At 50.2% G+C, this 16,273-nt stretch carries 14 protein-coding genes; 5 read left to right on the forward strand and 9 right to left on the reverse strand.

Features of this window, described 5'->3' with window-relative positions; translation table 11 throughout:
- From QQK89_RS16285 to leuC, 8 genes are all read right to left on the reverse strand, one after another.
- On the reverse strand, positions 1-1,626 hold a 1,626-nt coding region (locus QQK89_RS16285), incomplete at its 3' end, for a dynamin family protein (RefSeq protein WP_284239691.1).
- A gap of 3 nt (positions 1,627-1,629) precedes the next feature.
- Positions 1,630-1,899 (reverse strand): NAD/NADP transhydrogenase alpha subunit, encoded by a 270-nt coding sequence (locus QQK89_RS16290; RefSeq protein WP_284239692.1) that lies wholly within the window; start codon positions 1,897-1,899, stop codon positions 1,630-1,632.
- A 6-nt stretch (positions 1,900-1,905) separates the two neighbouring features.
- Positions 1,906-2,607: an endonuclease III gene (gene nth / locus QQK89_RS16295; protein ID WP_284239693.1), complete on the reverse strand. Its 702-nt coding sequence runs from the start codon at positions 2,605-2,607 to the stop codon at positions 1,906-1,908.
- Positions 2,608-2,751: 144 nt separating this feature from the next.
- Complete coding sequence (locus QQK89_RS16300) at positions 2,752-5,235, reverse strand: S-layer homology domain-containing protein (RefSeq protein ID WP_284239694.1); 2,484 nt, start codon at positions 5,233-5,235, stop codon at positions 2,752-2,754.
- A gap of 24 nt (positions 5,236-5,259) precedes the next feature.
- Positions 5,260-5,898: a GerMN domain-containing protein gene (locus tag QQK89_RS16305; RefSeq protein ID WP_284239695.1), complete on the reverse strand. Its 639-nt coding sequence runs from the start codon at positions 5,896-5,898 to the stop codon at positions 5,260-5,262.
- An 83-nt stretch (positions 5,899-5,981) separates the two neighbouring features.
- Positions 5,982-7,412: an N-acetylmuramoyl-L-alanine amidase family protein gene (locus QQK89_RS16310; protein ID WP_284239696.1), complete on the reverse strand. Its 1,431-nt coding sequence runs from the start codon at positions 7,410-7,412 to the stop codon at positions 5,982-5,984.
- A gap of 161 nt (positions 7,413-7,573) precedes the next feature.
- A complete protein-coding gene (gene leuD, locus QQK89_RS16315) occupies positions 7,574-8,173 on the reverse strand; it encodes a 3-isopropylmalate dehydratase small subunit (protein ID WP_284239697.1) in 600 nt (199 codons plus the stop codon).
- Positions 8,174-8,203: 30 nt separating this feature from the next.
- Positions 8,204-9,619, reverse strand: a complete 1,416-nt coding sequence (gene leuC / locus QQK89_RS16320; RefSeq protein WP_284239698.1) for a 3-isopropylmalate dehydratase large subunit — start codon at positions 9,617-9,619, stop codon at positions 8,204-8,206.
- 168 nt (positions 9,620-9,787) lie between these two features.
- On the opposite strand from leuC, the gene QQK89_RS16325 reads away from it, so the two are divergent.
- On the forward strand, positions 9,788-10,681 hold the full coding sequence (locus QQK89_RS16325) for a LysR family transcriptional regulator (protein ID WP_284239699.1): 894 nt from the start codon (positions 9,788-9,790) through the stop codon (positions 10,679-10,681).
- A gap of 3 nt (positions 10,682-10,684) precedes the next feature.
- On the opposite strand, the gene QQK89_RS16330 is transcribed toward QQK89_RS16325, so the two are convergent.
- Entirely contained in the window at positions 10,685-11,479 is a 795-nt protein-coding gene (locus QQK89_RS16330) for a carbon-nitrogen family hydrolase (protein WP_284239700.1), read from the reverse strand.
- Positions 11,480-11,620: 141 nt separating this feature from the next.
- Here QQK89_RS16330 and QQK89_RS16335 point away from each other — a divergent pair, with 141 nt between their 5' ends.
- The 4 genes from QQK89_RS16335 to QQK89_RS16350 all read left to right on the forward strand — a co-directional run bounded on the left by QQK89_RS16335 (position 11,621) and on the right by QQK89_RS16350 (position 16,259).
- Positions 11,621-12,070, forward strand: a complete 450-nt coding sequence (locus tag QQK89_RS16335) for a hypothetical protein (protein WP_284239701.1) — start codon at positions 11,621-11,623, stop codon at positions 12,068-12,070.
- A 113-nt stretch (positions 12,071-12,183) separates the two neighbouring features.
- Entirely contained in the window at positions 12,184-13,374 is a 1,191-nt protein-coding gene (locus tag QQK89_RS16340; RefSeq protein WP_284239702.1) for a pyridoxal phosphate-dependent aminotransferase, read from the forward strand.
- Positions 13,375-13,745: 371 nt separating this feature from the next.
- Positions 13,746-14,852 (forward strand): glutamate 5-kinase, encoded by a 1,107-nt coding sequence (gene proB, locus QQK89_RS16345; protein ID WP_284239703.1) that lies wholly within the window; start codon positions 13,746-13,748, stop codon positions 14,850-14,852.
- Between the two features lie 156 nt (positions 14,853-15,008).
- The gene (locus QQK89_RS16350) at positions 15,009-16,259 is read left to right on the forward strand and encodes a glutamate-5-semialdehyde dehydrogenase (RefSeq protein WP_284239704.1); all 1,251 of its coding nucleotides are present in this window, start codon (positions 15,009-15,011) and stop codon (positions 16,257-16,259) included.
- Positions 16,260-16,273: the final 14 nt, after the last annotated feature.

Genomic DNA, 16,273 nt, shown 5'->3' on the forward strand with positions numbered 1-16,273 from the left:
CCCCCACCCGCGATAGGAGTCCGGCGCGGGGGCTCGGAGATGTGTATAAGACTGCGCCGCATGCGCGGCAGCGCGCTGCGCCAGCGCGGCCAGCTGCGCGATCGCGCCGGCCTGCTCGCCTAACGCGGCTAGCTGCGCCGCTGCCTCATTCGCTGCGGCTGTGCTCGCAGCGGCAACATGCTCCGCTAGCACGTCGATGATATCGAACGCTTGCTTGCGGTAGATCAACTTCACATCCGCGGCAAGCTCGCGGCTGTACACCATCGTGTATTCATTGCCGAAGGTTGCCCCGGTATTCACTTTCTCAATAAACCATTCAGGCTGAGGCTGCCAAGTCAGCTTAGACGTCAGCTCCTGCTCTATCCGTTCAGCCGTGAAACCTGCCTGCTCTGCTGCACGCCGCAGCAAATCCTTCACATGCCAGTCGATTGCAGCGTTCACTTGTGAACCGAACTCGGTCCGGAAAACTTCCAGACGGCGTTCCTGTTCCGCTGCCGTTTTTGCTCCTGCGAACAGGAGACCGGTCTTGAAGCCAGGTTTCCGGCTTTCCAAGAATACATGCGCTTTATCGCGCAGCGGTGCCGGCGTAATAATCGCGTTATCCAAAAGCGACTGTACGCTGCGGCGCAATTCCACGCGAAGCCGCTCAGGCTCTGCGGCAAGCTTTTGCTTCTCGGCTTCAAGCTTCGCCATCTCTTCCTTGACCTGGGCCGCGGCTTCTTCGCCGCCTGCTTCCGCTATCAGCCGCTCGCGCTCCGGCTCATCGCGCATATCCCACCACTTGTCATGCTCAGCTACCAAATGGCGCAGCGAAGCATCTACGCTATAAGCCGCAAGTTCCACCTTCTCGGCAGCAAGCTGGGTTAACAGCAGCTCCAATTGTTCCATTTCCGAATGCCGATGATCCGGCTGGCGCAACGACAAATAAACGATTCCCGCCGGCTCCAGATGCCAAGCTTGAAACGCTTCTTCTACACTCTTCCGGTACTGATCGAACGACAATTCACGGTCACGGTGCTTATCAATCTGATTTACGATAAAGTATAAGGGCTTGCCCCAGTCCTTCAATTGCTTCGCAAACGCAAAGTTAATTTCGGATTGGACGTGGTTATAATCCATGACATAAAAGACGACATCCGCCAAATGAAGGGCAGATTCGGTCGACATGCGGTGTGCGTCATCCGTTGAATCAATACCTGGTGTATCAAGAAGTACAGTATGATTGCCCAATCGTTCGGTAGGATAATAAATCGATACGGATTCAATATTTTCGCCGTCTTTGCAATAAGCATCCAGCTGATCAAGCGGAATATCAACGCTAACCCGCTCTCCGTTTGTTACGCTAACGACACTTGCTTTTGCCGTCTCCCCGCCTCGAATGGCTACGACGTTTGCGCTCGTAGGGATCGGGCTGGACGGTAGCAGCTGAGCCCCGCATAATCGGTTGACCAAAGTTGATTTGCCTGCCGAAAAATGTCCGCAAAATGCAACAGTAAGCCGGCCTTCGGCCAGCTTACTGTGGAGCTCCAGTACTTGCTTTGCGTGTAGACTGTCGCCGGCCTTCTGCATCGTTGCAGAGGCTTGCGACAGCGCTTCTGTTATGCCTTGTACTGTCGTCTTCATCATCTCTTATACAGCTTCCTCATCCGCAGGCAGGCAAATTTCAAATACGTTGCCATGCTGCAAAATCATAATGTTGCGCTCTTTTTCTTTCATGACAACAACTTCCGGCTTAACGCGCATACGTTCGATGTATTGATCCGGAACATCGCCGGAGCCGCTTACGGTAATGCCTTCTACCAGAATATCCTCGTTTTCTTGCGGAGGTGCTTCGAGAACTTGTTCAAAAATATCGGAGAACAGTTCAAAATTGTTTGTATACACGGAAATGCATTTCATTGTTCATCATCCTTCATTGGCTTTTTTCGGTTTGGCAGCCTTAATTTTAGTTTTCGTTTGTCCACCTGACTTCATACGCTGTTTGCCTTCCTTGCACAAATCAAGCAGCGGGCAAATCGGACATTGTGGGTTTTGTGCTTTGCAATGATAGCGGCCGAAAAAAATGAGCCGGTGATGGGTGATTGTCCATTCCTCTCGGGGCACAAGCTTCATCAGCTTTTTTTCGACTTCCAGGACGGTATCATCCAGCTTAGCCACGCCAAGCCTTTTCGATACCCGTTCCACATGCGTATCCACGGCAATCGCAGGAACGCCAAACGCATTGGAGACGACTACATTAGCCGTTTTGCGGCCAACGCCAGGCAACTCGGTCAGCTGTTCATGCCTCGAAGGAACTTCCCCTTCATATTTATCGATTAGGATGCGGCATAGCTTTTGAATATTAGATGCCTTACTGCGGAATAATCCGATACGGCGAATATCCTGCTCCAGCTCTTCAAGCGGCACAGCCAAATAATCTTCCGGCCGTTTGTATTTCTGAAACAGATTAACAGTAACTTTGTTCACTGTCTCATCCGTACATTGCGCCGACAGCAGGACGGCAATGGTCAGTTCGAACGGATTGCTGTGATGCAATTCACAATGGGCATCCGGGAACATCTCCGCTAACGTATCCAATATATGACGCATCTTCTGCTTCGCATTCATTGTCTCTCTCCTAATCCCAAACACTATCGTTCAAAGTGTAGCGAAATTTGTCACGAGAAGCAACCATATTCGGCCTTAAATAAAGAAAAAACCGCCCTTTTGGACGGTAATTTCACAAAATATAAGAATTTAGACGGATAACCTTTAAGATTTAACGATTTTGAGCGCTTTATTGTTGAAGCCATAGACCGTAATCGTATCGCCGTCTTTGAGCGCGCTCACTTGAATGGTAGCGTTGTTGAACAGGATTTTAGTATCGGAAGTAATATACGCGAAGTTGCCATTATCTTCGGAAGTATTTTTGTACGTCCATAATGTAGCGTTTGGAGCATCATATTTCCAATACGTACGTTTATCTCCCACCGCTACGGTTACGATCGTTTGCTCATTCTCGTCCTTATAGACTTGAACAATATCACCCGCGGCAATTGCGGAAGAAGCATACGTTGTTTGGGTACCCTTAATCACTTTGACGCCTTTGGAGAGCGATACGGCGGATGAAGTGCCGTTCATTTCGGTAACGGACAGACTCGTTGCCGACACGGATGCAACGGTGCCGTACTTCATTGAGATCGTCTTCACGGACTGGATATTGCTGCCGATGTAAGGGACATTGATGATCGTCCCGGTAGTCAATGCGCTAATCGTCAAGCTGCTCCCATTCTCATCGGTAATCGGAACATTGGTAAGCGACAGATCCCGTTGCGCGTTATCGGCAGTTTTGACGGTAACCAGCTTTGTTGATGCGTTCGCGGAAACAACCTGATATTGAAGCGTCTTGTGAACCTGGATCGTGGCGGCTTTGTCTTGATTCGAATCAAGCAGGAGCGTCACGGTGTCCCCTGCCTGCAGGCTTCCGATTGTAGGTACGGCTACACCCGGAATTTGAAGCAGCGGCGATGCATAAGAAATACTTACCTTTTCGCCTGATTCAAGCTTAACGGACAGCAGCTTGTCCGTCGTATTGACCGAAACGAGCGTACCCGTCTGCTTGTAAATAAAGCTGAGCGAAATAATATTTTTGCCGGAGTACGTAATCTTAACTTTGCGGTTGGCAACCAGATAAGATCTCGCTTGGCTTAAAGTGATGGACGAACCGTCGGAATCAAATTTGGTCGTATCCGTCAGGTACAAAGCGTTTGCGTTGGAAGTGGCAGGGTCAACCACGGTTAGCAGCTTATTATCGTTGCTGTAATTTACTACCGTGGCCGAATCGATAACCGAAACATTCCGGTTGACAACTTCAATGCGGGTTACTTCCTGCTCGGCATTCAAAGTAAGCTTGATATTGTCGATTTCTTTCAACAGATCGCTCACCGTCGGCTCTTCAATCCCGTTAATAACAACGTCTACGTTATCAGCCAGAAACTTGGACTGAAGGGTACCGTCTACAAGATAATTGATGAGCCCGCTGCCAGCGGAATAAAATTGTCCGGCAACCGTATTCGATGTCGCTTGTACTTCCGTCGTAACCGAAACAACCTGCGGCGTTGTGCGGAATGTATCCTGAACAATCGTCAGGTTCGCATCGCGTTTCAGATCTGATATTTGCAGCGTTTTGCCCGTGCTGTCTTTTACAGAAACCGCGCTGCCATACGAGAATTTCACAGGCTCGTCATTCACCCATGCGTAGAAATAACGATCGGTAGTATTCACCCGGTCAAGCTTTGCCGTGATGGTTTTGACATGCTGTTCGGTTCCTTGCGCCTCCACGTACAACGCTTTGCTCGAGCTGCTAATAAGCACGACATCGGAATATAGCTTAATGTCGCCCGCGGCAATCGCATTGTCACTGTCCGACGAATAGAAGAGGGAACTCGAATCAAGCGTGTACGTCGTTTCTTTTCCTTCTTTGTACAAAGTGATGGAGGTTGCCGTTTGTGCCGTTACGATTCCGCTCACTTGACCATCGTAAGGGACAACATATTGTTTCTCCGCACGGCTGAACAACGTCGCTAGACTTGCACGGTTAACCGGAGCTTTAGGATCAAACTTCGTTGCCGATACGCCTTTCACCAAATCTAACGATACGGCAGCATTGACATAACCTAAATATTTAGCGGAAATTTGGGTTCCGTCGGCGAAGGTAGATGCCGTCTTGCTAAGATCATCCGCCAAGTCTTTCTTATCGATGGCTTTCACCATTAATTTGGTTACCCATTCGCGCGTTGCCGGCGTTGAGCCCCATGCCACCTTTGTGTTAGCAGCCGCGTTGGCATACTCATCGTTCTGGTCCAGCAAGCCATTCTTAAACGCCACCATGATATAAGGCTTAAAGAAATTGCCTACTTTGAAGGAATCGGGATAAGCAACGATGTCGCTTGGATTAACCTCATCCTCCAGCCCGGCAAATCGAAGGGCCATTACTACAGCTTCTTCTTGCGTGACGCTGTTTAACGGGCGAAATTCTGAGCCCTTTGTCGTTTTATAACCATTAATAATGCCTTGAAGAGCCAGCTTCGCAACATGCTTCTGGGCCCATGCAGGAATCGTATCGATAAACAGACTATTGGCGGTTGTTGCTGCAAACGCGGACGGCGCGGGAACAGCAATGGCAGTGCCGCCGGCAAGCAAAGAGAAAGCTAGAACGCCGGCCATCAGTTTGGAACGGGATGAATGTTGTGGCATAGATGAATAATCCTCCTCAATTTATCATTTAACGGTTGGTCGAACGGTTGGATGGTCCAGGTCGAAGTGACCCATTAGGCTCTCCGGCGCTTGGCCATCCACCAGCAAATCATAAGATTGCACGAACTCGAACTGGAACAAGGTTTGCCCCAGCGAATCCAGAAGCATTTGTTCTCCTGGCGCTCCCAGACGGGCTTCGTCAGGCAACTCGATATCGATTGTTACCGCGTTGTCAGCAAGCTTGACGGATTTAATTGGAATGGGCTTCCACAAAGATACGGTGCCATCTGGTCCGTCCTTTTGTAGAGCATTAAGCGCTTCCTTGACCAACTCTTCATCCGAATCGAAAGTTACGTTCCTATCTTGTTCGACCAGCTTCTCAAGTTCTGTATCCGCGTAATAAATTTTAATCGGATTCACCGGTTTGCTGCTGCTTCCGATCACTTTGGAATCCGTTTCTTTATCGGGTTCTTTTGTCGCAGCCGGTTCTTCCGATGGACTTGGCGAAGGCTCGTCAGCAGAAGTATTCGCGTTGTCGGCGGTATTCGTATTTGCGGCTTCATTACCGCTATCCGACTGTCCGCCTGGCTTATTCGAGTTTCCGCATGCGGCTGCAGTTAGAAGTACAATAAAAACAAGTAGGATGATTGCCGGTTTGCGCACGTGTGAATTCCTCGCTTTCCAAGGTGAAACGACATTCGCCGTCCAGGGACGGCAAAAAGCGTTTCCTTCTAATATCTTAGAATTTAAGAAAGTTTCAGGTACTCTTTAATGCCCGCTACGATTTCCGTTGCCATCTTGTTTTGCGCAGCGTCGCTGTACAAGATAACAGAGTCGCTTGCATTGGACAAAAATCCGGTCTCGAGCAAAATAGCCGGCATCGTTGTTTCTCTCGTTACATGGAGATTTCCGTATTTCACGCCGCGGTCCTTAAGGCCCGTTGCCTTCACTAGATGCTTGTGAATCACGTTCGCAAGAGCTATGCTGCTGTCTCGGGTATAATAAGTTTCCGTTCCCGTAACGCTTGAAGTAGGATTGCTGTTTGCGTGAATGGAAATGAAAATATCCGCTTTATTGTTTTTGGCAAACGTTACGCGGTCTGCCAGCGTCACGAATTTATCTTCCGGTCTGCTGAGCAGCGGCTTGATATATTTTTCTTTGTCCAGCAAAGCTTTCACTTTAAGCGAGATGCTGAGATTAACTTCCTTCTCCCAACGTCCGTTGATGCTTTTGGCACCCGGGTCGGTACCGCCGTGTCCGGCATCGATAACAACGTTATACACTTTAGTGCCCGGATCCGTAGTTACCGGCGGTGTTGTCGGGTCAACAGGCGGCGTAGTTGTTGCGGGATCGGTAAGACCAATCGTTAACGTACCGGCTCCATTATCCTGAATCACCGTGTCGGCATCTTTGTCCGTATTCATATCTAGCACTAGTCTAGCAGTAGCCGGATTCGTAGAAAAGACGGAATAACGGAACATGGAGATGTACGGATTATCCGTCACGGCAACCCGTGTTTCCGCTCCCATGAATTGAGACGACATGACGTCCGAGTATGTAGTATTCGGAAAATCAATGACGATACGTTTCGGATTATCCAGCTTGAACGCCTTATTTGCCGTCACTTTGCCTTCATAATTCACGATAATGCCGAAGTTGCTGTCATACTGAATCGATGTAATCGAGCCTGTTCCCGCTGGATCTGGATCCGGAGTTGTCGTTGGGTCCTCCGGCTCGGCCGCCTTGTACAGGAATACCGATTTGGTCGCTTGATCCCATTTCACCGTTAGACCTAGCTGCTCGCTTACAAAACGAACAGGAATCATGGTCGTTCTGCCTTTTTGAAGTTTGGCAGACATGTCCATTTGCACCTTGTTGTTATTAACGAGTGCGATGTTGTCGTTGATTGTAAGTATAATTTCGTTTTGGCCGTTATGTATGGTGACTGTCTGCGCAGCTGCCGACCAATTGACCTCATATCCCATATTCTCGGATACAACCCTGATCGGTACGAGCGTAAAGTTGTTCACGATCTGAGGATCATCGTAAGGCTTGAGCAACTGATCGTTCAGATAAAGCTTCGGGACAACTGGGGTTGTTGCAGCTTGTCCCACTCCGGAGAACAAAGAAAACAGAACCGCCATAAACAACAAAATAGGTACAAACTTCTTTTTCATTTTCCACCTCGATGACTGAAATTGCCTGCATCGAATGTGAGATCATTCGACTTTGCTAGACGAAATAATAGACGCAATTTGTCAGAAAAAGTTGCGTGCAGAGGAAAAAAGAGGACAACTCTTCTTATTCCGAAGAGCTGCCCCCTTTCTGCTTCTATCTATTATCCCAAATAGGCAGGACGTTGTTGTTCGTAAGCTGTAATTTCGTCTTCATGCTGCAAAGTCAGGCCGATATCGTCGAGACCAAGAAGCAGGAACTGGCGACGGTGCTCGTCAAGATCAAAGGCAAGATCAAGACCGTATTCATCAGTCAGCTTTTTGTTCTCCAGGTCGACCGACAGCTTGTAGCCGTCATATTTCGCCGTGCGTTGGAACAGGTCTTCGACTTGTTCTTCGCTCAGCTTGATTGGCAGAATGCCGTTCTTGAAGCAGTTGTTGTAGAAAATGTCGGCATACGAAGGCGCAATAACAACCTTGAAGCCATAGTCCAGAATCGCCCAAGGCGCATGCTCGCGGGACGAGCCGCAACCAAAGTTCGCGCGGGAGATTAGAACGGAAGCGCCTTGATAGCGCGGTTTGTTTGGTTCGAAATCAGCGTTAACATCGCCGTTTTCGTGGAAACGCCATTCGAAGAACAAGAATTGGCCAAAGCCGCTGCGCTCGATGCGTTTCAGGAATTGTTTAGGAATGATAGCGTCCGTGTCGACATTCACGCGGTCGACCGGGGCAACGATGCCCGTAAGTTGTTTAAAAGCTTCCATGTCGGTAATACCCCTCTCTCACACGTTCAATTAGTTCAACACTTCGGATTTGATGTTCCAGTCGCGTACGTCCGTGAAGCGGCCGTTGATTGCAGCTGCTACAGCCATTGCAGGCGATACCAGATGCGTACGTCCGCCGCGGCCTTGACGGCCTTCGAAGTTACGGTTGGAAGTCGATGCGCAGCGTTGTCCAGGTTGCAATACGTCCGGGTTCATCGCAAGGCACATGGAGCAGCCTGCTTCGCGCCATTCAAAACCAGCTTCAACGAATACTTTGTCGAGGCCTTCTTTTTCCGCTTGCAGCTTAACGCGTCCGGAGCCCGGAACAACGATTGCCGTTACACGGTCGCTTACTTTGTATCCGCGTGCGATTTCCGCAGCGGCACGAAGGTCTTCGATCCGGCCGTTTGTGCAAGAACCGATAAAGACATAGTCGATTTCGATTTCGGACATTGGCGTGCCTGGTTTCAGGTCCATATATTCAAGCGCTTTTTCTGCTGCTTTGCGCTCGTTTTCGGTTGGCAGATCTTTCGGGAACGGAACAGAAGAAGTAATGTCTGTACCCATGCCCGGGCTAGTGCCCCAAGTTACTTGAGGGATCAGAGAATCAACGTCGAAGTCAACAACAACATCGTATGTCGCGCCTTCGTCCGTTACGAGCTCTTTCCAATCTTCTACAGCCGCATCATAGTTGGCAGGCGCGTATTCGCGGCCTTTCAAATAGTTGAACGTTGTTTCGTCCGGTGCGATCAGACCTGCGCGAGCGCCGCCTTCGATCGACATGTTGCAGACTGTCATACGCTCTTCCATAGTAAGAGTGCGGATCGCTTCGCCCGTGTACTCGATAACATAACCGGTAGCGAAGTCAGTGCCGTATTTCGCGATAACGCCGAGGATCAAGTCCTTCGCCGTAACGCCAGGTTTACGGGAACCGTTGAAGCGAACTTCCATCGTTTTTGGCTTAGCTTGTTGCAAACATTGCGTTGCCATAACGTGCTCAACCTCGGAAGTACCGATACCGAATGCAAGAGCGCCAAACGCACCATGCGTGGAAGTGTGGCTGTCGCCGCAAACGATCGTTTTGCCCGGGTAAGTCAGGCCGATCTCAGGACCCATAACGTGAACGACGCCTTGGTCCAGGTTGTTCAGGTCAAACAGCTTAACGCCGAAGTCTTCGCAGTTTTGCGTCAGCGTATCGATCTGTTGTTTCGAGATTGGGTCTTTAATATTGAAACGGTCCTTAGTAGGAACGTTGTGGTCCATTGTCGCGAAAGTCAGGTCAGGACGGCGAATTTTGCGGTTCGACAAACGAAGTCCTTCGAATGCTTGCGGCGAAGTTACCTCGTGTACCAGGTGAAGGTCGATGTAAATAATGCTTGGTTTGCCTTCTTCCTGATGAATGACGTGCTTATCCCAAATTTTCTCAAACAGTGTTCTTTTCGTCATTATGTTCACCCCATCGTTCAAGCGATCATCTCGCTTAGCTCTATTAGATGTTCCTAGCATAGCATCTCCTTCTTGATTGAACCAAGATATAATATCTATAATGGTTATAGGCAATAACTATAAAATAACGATAACTATTCTCATTTGGACTATAAGGGGATCATTGGCATGGAACTTAGACAACTTCAGTATGTTATACAAATCGCTTTGGAGAAAAATTTCTCGCGAGCAGCAGAGAAGCTTCATATTGCGCAGCCCTCGCTTAGCCAACAGCTGTCCAAGCTTGAACAAGAGCTAGGCGTCCTGCTGTTCCGCCGCACAACCAATTCCGTTGAGCTGACGCAAGCCGGACAAGTATTCGTGGATAAATCGCAAACGATTCTCGACGCGATTGAACAATTAAAACAAGAGATGGATGACATGGCCCAGATGAAACGCGGACGCCTTGTTGTTGGTACGCTGCCGATCACGGGGTCGCATATCCTTCCGCTTGTGCTGCCGGTATTCGGAGCGCTGTATCCGCAGATCGAAGTCATTCTTGTAGAGGATACAACGGTGAGGCTGGAGCAGCTTACGGCTAGCGGAGGCACCGACTTGAGTCTTCTCACTTTGCCGCTCGTTGACCAGACGTTGGAATGGGAGCCGCTTATGGAGGAAGAGATTTGCTTGGCCGTTCCGCCCAACCATCGGCTTGCCGGCCGTAAAGACGAGATTGCAATCGAAGAACTGAGAGACGAACCGTTTGTAGGGTTAAAAAAAGGCCAAGGCTTCCGGCAAATTCTCGTCCACCTGTGCCAGCAGGCAGGCTTTACGCCAAATATCGTCTTTGAGAGCAGTAATATCGAGACCGTACAATCGCTGATCGCCGGCGGAATGGGCATTACGTTTGTTCCGAAAATGCTGACCCGCGCGGCAGGCGGCGAATTTGTCCCTGTATACTTATCCTTGAAAACGCGCCCTTCTCGGACCTTGATTATCGCCAGCCGCAAAGGACGCTATTTGTCCAAAGCGGCAGTCGCATTTATCGAAACGATGAACAAAACAATCAGTCAATATAAGTAACTCTTAATATAAAGAAGGTCTGCGATCCTCAAATACCGGGATTTTGCCGCGTACCGTATCCACCAGAGAGAGGTCGATCTCGGCGTATACGATGGTCTCTTCTTCACCCGCTTCGGCAATAATCTCGCCCCAAGGGTCAAGAACCATCGAGTGACCGAAGAAATGCGTTTCTCCGCTTACGCCTACGCGGTTGCAGGCAATTACAAACATCTGGTTCTCAATGGCACGCGCGGTAAGTAGCGTCCGCCAATGATGAAGCCTCGGATGAGGCCATTCTGCAGGTACAAATAGCAGCTTCGCGCCGTCAAGCGCAAGTTTCCTGGCGAGTTCCGGGAACCGGATGTCATAGCAGATCATCATGCCTGCGCCCGCTCCTTCAATCTCCAGCTTGCCAAGCTTATCCCCTGCAGCCAAATATTTCTCCTCGTCCATCAGACGGAAGAGATGAATTTTCGAATAATCACCGATCTGGCGTCCTTCCCGGTCAAATGCAAAAATCGTATTGTATACGCCGTCTTCGCGCCCTTCCGCAATGGAACCGGCAATAATGTTAACGCGATGTTTCAAACTAAAAGCCGACAAATAGGAGATTGTCTGCTCGCCGTGCGGGTCGGCAAGGTGCGTAATTTCCGTTAAAGCGTAACCTGTATTCCACATCTCGGGGAAAACGATCACATCCGGTTTGTTCGCCCCGGATACCGCCTCTTCCAACATTTGAGCCAACTTGGCGAAATTCGCTTCCGGTTGTCCTACCTCTATATGCATTTGCAATAATGCAATTCGTAATGGCTGTGTCATGCCAAGTCCTCCAATTCTAATTCGCGTGTTTTCTTCTAATGGATTGTATTTCCCTAATGATACCTTCTCATGGTTCTGTGTCAAGATGGACAGATTAATGGGGAAGAGGTTATTCATTCGATGTAGAAGGAGAGAATGTACATGCGCCAAAAACGTTTCGCAGCCCTGCTGCTCGCCCTTTGCTTTATGCTGACATTCGCGGCCAACTCCGCCTTTGCGGCAGCACCGGAGGACCAGCCGTTTAAACCCGTTCAAGTATTTGACGTTAAAGCCGGCAAAGTGGTGCTTTCCACGCCAAACGATAAAGAATACCAGCAATTTGCGAACAAGTGGATCGCGTCCGTGACGGGGCTTGCTCCACAGCTTACCAATGATGACAGCTGCAACTATGTTTATCGCGTTCCGCTTGAGAAACCCGTTACGATCACGGTAAACTCCACAAAGCTGGTCGCCGACGATGTGTTTTTATTTTATTGCGACGGCAAACCGCCGCTTCTTCTTGTCTTTGACGAACAACGCAGACCGTATCTTCTGCTCTTTAAAGAAGATATTGCTCCGTTCATCAAAAAAATCGGCATACCTGCAACCTAGGCCCAAACGATTGCTCAACTCTGCGCATTGCTCGACATAAAAGGTTTTGACATGCTACATTTATACAAATGTCGTTACTCGATTAGAGAGCAATTATGGTGGAGTGTGAGCAAATGGAGACTCAAGTCAATAATCATGTAATCAAACCGGCAGACCGAATGACGGCGCTGCCTACGCAGTTTTTCGCCAAGCTTGTCGGCAAAGCGAATGCCCAGGCGGCCAAAGGCCGGGACGTCATCAATCTGGGGCAAGGCAATCCCGATCAGCCTACCCCTCCCCATATCGTAGCCAAAATGCAGGAAGCATCGGCAAATCCGATGTACCATAAGTATCCGCCGTTTAGCGGTTATTCGTTCTTGAAGGAAGCGGTCGCGCAGCGCTATAAAGAAGATTATGGCGTGGAAGTTGATCCAGCCACGGAAGTTGCTATTCTGTTCGGGGGCAAAACGGGTCTGGTTGAAATCAGCCAATGCCTGCTTAACCCGGGCGATGTTTGTCTGGTACCGGATCCGGGTTACCCGGACTATTGGTCCGGAGTTGCCTTATCCGGCGCCGAGATGAGCTTTATGCCGCTCACGGCGGATAACCGATTCCTGCCGGATTATAACGCGATAGATCAGGAAGCTCTAAAGCGCGCGAAGCTGATGTTTATCAATTACCCTAACAACCCGACCGGCGCTGTAGCGGATTCCGAGTTTTACGAAGAAACCGTTGCTTTTGCGCGCAAGTCCGGCGTTGTTGTAGCAAGCGATTTTGCTTACGGTGCGATTGGATTCGACGGCAAGAAGCCGGTCAGCTTCCTTCAGACGCCTGGCGCCAAGGAAGTTGGCGTGGAATTCTACACCCTTTCCAAAACGTACAACATGGCGGGCTGGCGGGTTGGATTCGCAATCGGAAATGCCCAGATCGTCTCGCTGATCAATCTGATTCAAGACCACTACTATTGCAGTCTCTTCGGAGGCATTCAAGAAGCTGCGGCTCTGGCGCTTACCGGTCCGCAGGATTGCGTGGTCGAGCTTAACGCCCGTTATGAAAGCCGTCGCGAAGCTGTATTTGGCGCTCTCGAGCGAATCGGCTGGAAGGCCGAACGTCCTGGCGGCTCCTTCTTCTGCTGGCTCCCGGTACCGGAAGGTTATACTTCGGAATCGTTCGCCGACCTTGTACTGGAGCAAGCCGATGTTGTTGTCGCTCCCGGCAATGGCTTTGGTACCCATGGCGAAGGTTATGTTCGGTTGGGCTTGTTGACCAGCGAAGAACGGCTTGTTGAAGCGATCGAGCGAATTGGAAAACTCGGCATCTTCTAACCTATTCGGCAGGCCGCTTCTTCCCGGTCTGCCGTTTGATTTTGCGGCGCTTGCCTTGCTTTACAGCATTCAGTGATCATGATATGCTAACATTAACTGAACATGTAACGTGATGACGGGACTAGTAAGCAAGATGAACCGCGTACAGAGAGCAAATCCATCAGGCTGCAAGATTTGCCCCGGTTCTTGCTGAATCCAACCCCTGAGCGGCCGGCGCAAGCCGGACAGCGCCTCCTGTTACGAGGCCTAAAGATGGACCAGACATGCGCATGCGCGCCGTCCGGTCAACAAAGGTGGTACCGCGGAAGCTATAGACTTTCGTCCTTTACGGACGGAAGTCTTTTTATTTTGCCATGAAATGGGATGAGAACATGTCGGATAGAATCGTTGTCAAAATCGGAAGCAGCTCCTTAACTTCGGAAGAAGGCGGCTTAAACCGTGAACGCATCACCTATTTCGCAGCCGAACTCGCTGCATTGCACAAACAAGGCTGCCCTCTTATTCTTGTAACCTCCGGCGCGGTTGCCGCCGGCTTCCGCCAGATTGGCTACGCCGCAAGACCCAAGGCGGTCCATGAGAAGCAAGCGGCGGCAGCGGTTGGCCAGGCATTGCTTATGCAAGCCTATCAGCAAGCTTTTGGCGATTATGGGATCGGCGTGGCGCAAATACTGCTCACGCGCGCCGACTTCTCCAACCGTACACGGATCCGGAACGCCCTCAAGACGATCGAAGAACTGCTGCGTCTTCGCATTATTCCGATTATTAATGAAAACGATACGGTCGCGACCGATGAGCTTGAACTGAAGTTTGGGGACAATGACAAATTGTCCGCCCTCGTTGCGGCGATGACGAAAGCGAGCAGGCTTGTCATGATCACGGATATGGACGGTCTTTATACGGAAGATCCGCGGAAGAACCCCCATGCCGTCAAAATCGAGCGCGTCGATCAGATATCCGAAGAGATCATGCAGCTGGCCGGCGGTGCAGGTTCTGCAGTTGGTACCGGGGGCATGCGCTCCAAGATTGAAGCTGCCCGCATCTCCATGCGTGGCGGCGTCCGGGCGTTCATCGGCAAAGTCCAGCAGACCGGCGATCTACAATTGGCGGTTGACGGTTCGGGCAAAGGCACTTATTTCGATACGCAATTACATAGTTTGCCCATGAAAAAGCAATGGCTTGGCTTCCACTCCAATCCGCATGGGCGTATCGTGGTCGACGACGGGGCTGAACATGCGCTGCTTGTGCGCGGTAAAAGCCTACTTCCTGCCGGAATCAAGGAAATCCAAGGTGATTTTCATTCCGGGGACGTTGTAGAAGTTACGAACCTCTCGGGCGAAACGATCGGCCGCGGAGTTGTCAATTATGAAGCTTGGCAGATTCAGGCCGTAGCCGGTCTAAGTACCGAAGAAGTGAAACGCCGCGTAGATGTGGCGCGAATCGAGGTCATTCACCGCGACGAGTGGGTTTCCTTGCGATAAGAGCTTCTTATGCTTTCGAAGTATGAATCATCACCATGCCCCTGATTAGGGCGATTGTGGCGATAATTCATTAGGTTTATGCTTTCGAAGTATGAATCATCACCATGCCCCTTTCTAGGGTCATGGTGGTGATAATTCATTTTAGGAGGAATCAACATGGCTAGCGAAGTAAGACAAAAAGCAACTTTAGCGCAAACTGCGGCAACTATCATGAACAAAATGACGACCGGGCAGAAAAACAACGCCCTTTCGGCGATGGCTGACGCTTTAATTAAGGATCAAGCATCCATTATTGAAGCAAACGCCCTTGATCTGGAGCGCGGCCGCGAGAACGGCACAAGCCCTTCCCTGCTGGACCGGCTTGCCCTCAATGAAGATCGCGTTGCGGGAATTGCCGAAGGACTTCGCCAGGTCGTGGATCTTCCCGATCCGGTTGGCGAACTGATCGAGCAATTCGACCGTCCAAATGGCCTTCGCGTTGAAAAAACGCGCGTTCCGCTTGGCGTAATCGGCATGATTTACGAAGCACGTCCTAACGTAACGGTTGATGCCGTTGGTTTATGCTTGAAGACCGGCAACTGCGTTGTGCTGCGCGGCGGTTCCGCTGCCTTGGAATCCAACCGCAAAATCGTTGAAGTACTCCGAAATGCACTCGCAACTACGGATTTGCCTGAGGATGCCATTCAGCTTATCGAAGACTCCGACCGTGCTTCCGTCAATGAAATGCTCAAATTAAACGGTCTGCTCGACGTTGTCATTCCTCGCGGCGGTGCTGCCTTGATCCGAAATGTGGTTGAGAATGCCACCGTACCCGTTATTGAGACGGGCGCAGGCATTTGCCATACGTACGTGGATGAGAGCGCGGATTATGATATGGCGGAACAGATTGCTTTTAACGCGAAAGTTCAGCGCCCTTCCGTCTGCAACTCGATGGAGACGCTGGTCTTGCATGAAGCATTCGCCGAACGCCATTTGCAGCAAATCGCCGATCGCTTTGTTTCCGCAAACGTAGAGCTCCGCGGCGACAAGCGAACTTCGGAACGTCTATCGCAGATCAAGCTTGCTACGGAACAAGATTTTGCAACGGAATATAACGATTATGTTTTAAATATTCGTATTGTAGCAAACTTAGATGAGGCGCTTGACCATATCCGGAAGTTCAGCACCAAGCATTCGGAATGTATCGTAACGGAAAATGCGGAGCACGCGGAACGCTTCTTGAACGAAGTAGATGCGGCTGCCGTTTATCATAACGCCTCCACCCGTTTCACGGATGGTTTTGAATTCGGCTTTGGCGCCGAGATCGGCATCAGCACGCAAAAGCTGCATGCACGCGGCCCCATGGGGCTGCCAGCTCTTACTTCTACAAAATACCGCGTTTACGGCAATGGCCAAATTCGCGGTTAAGACCAGATAAATCG

Origin of the sequence: Paenibacillus glycanilyticus (genome assembly GCF_030161375.1) — a bacterium.
Classification (GTDB): domain Bacteria; phylum Bacillota; class Bacilli; order Paenibacillales; family Paenibacillaceae; genus Pristimantibacillus; species Pristimantibacillus glycanilyticus_B.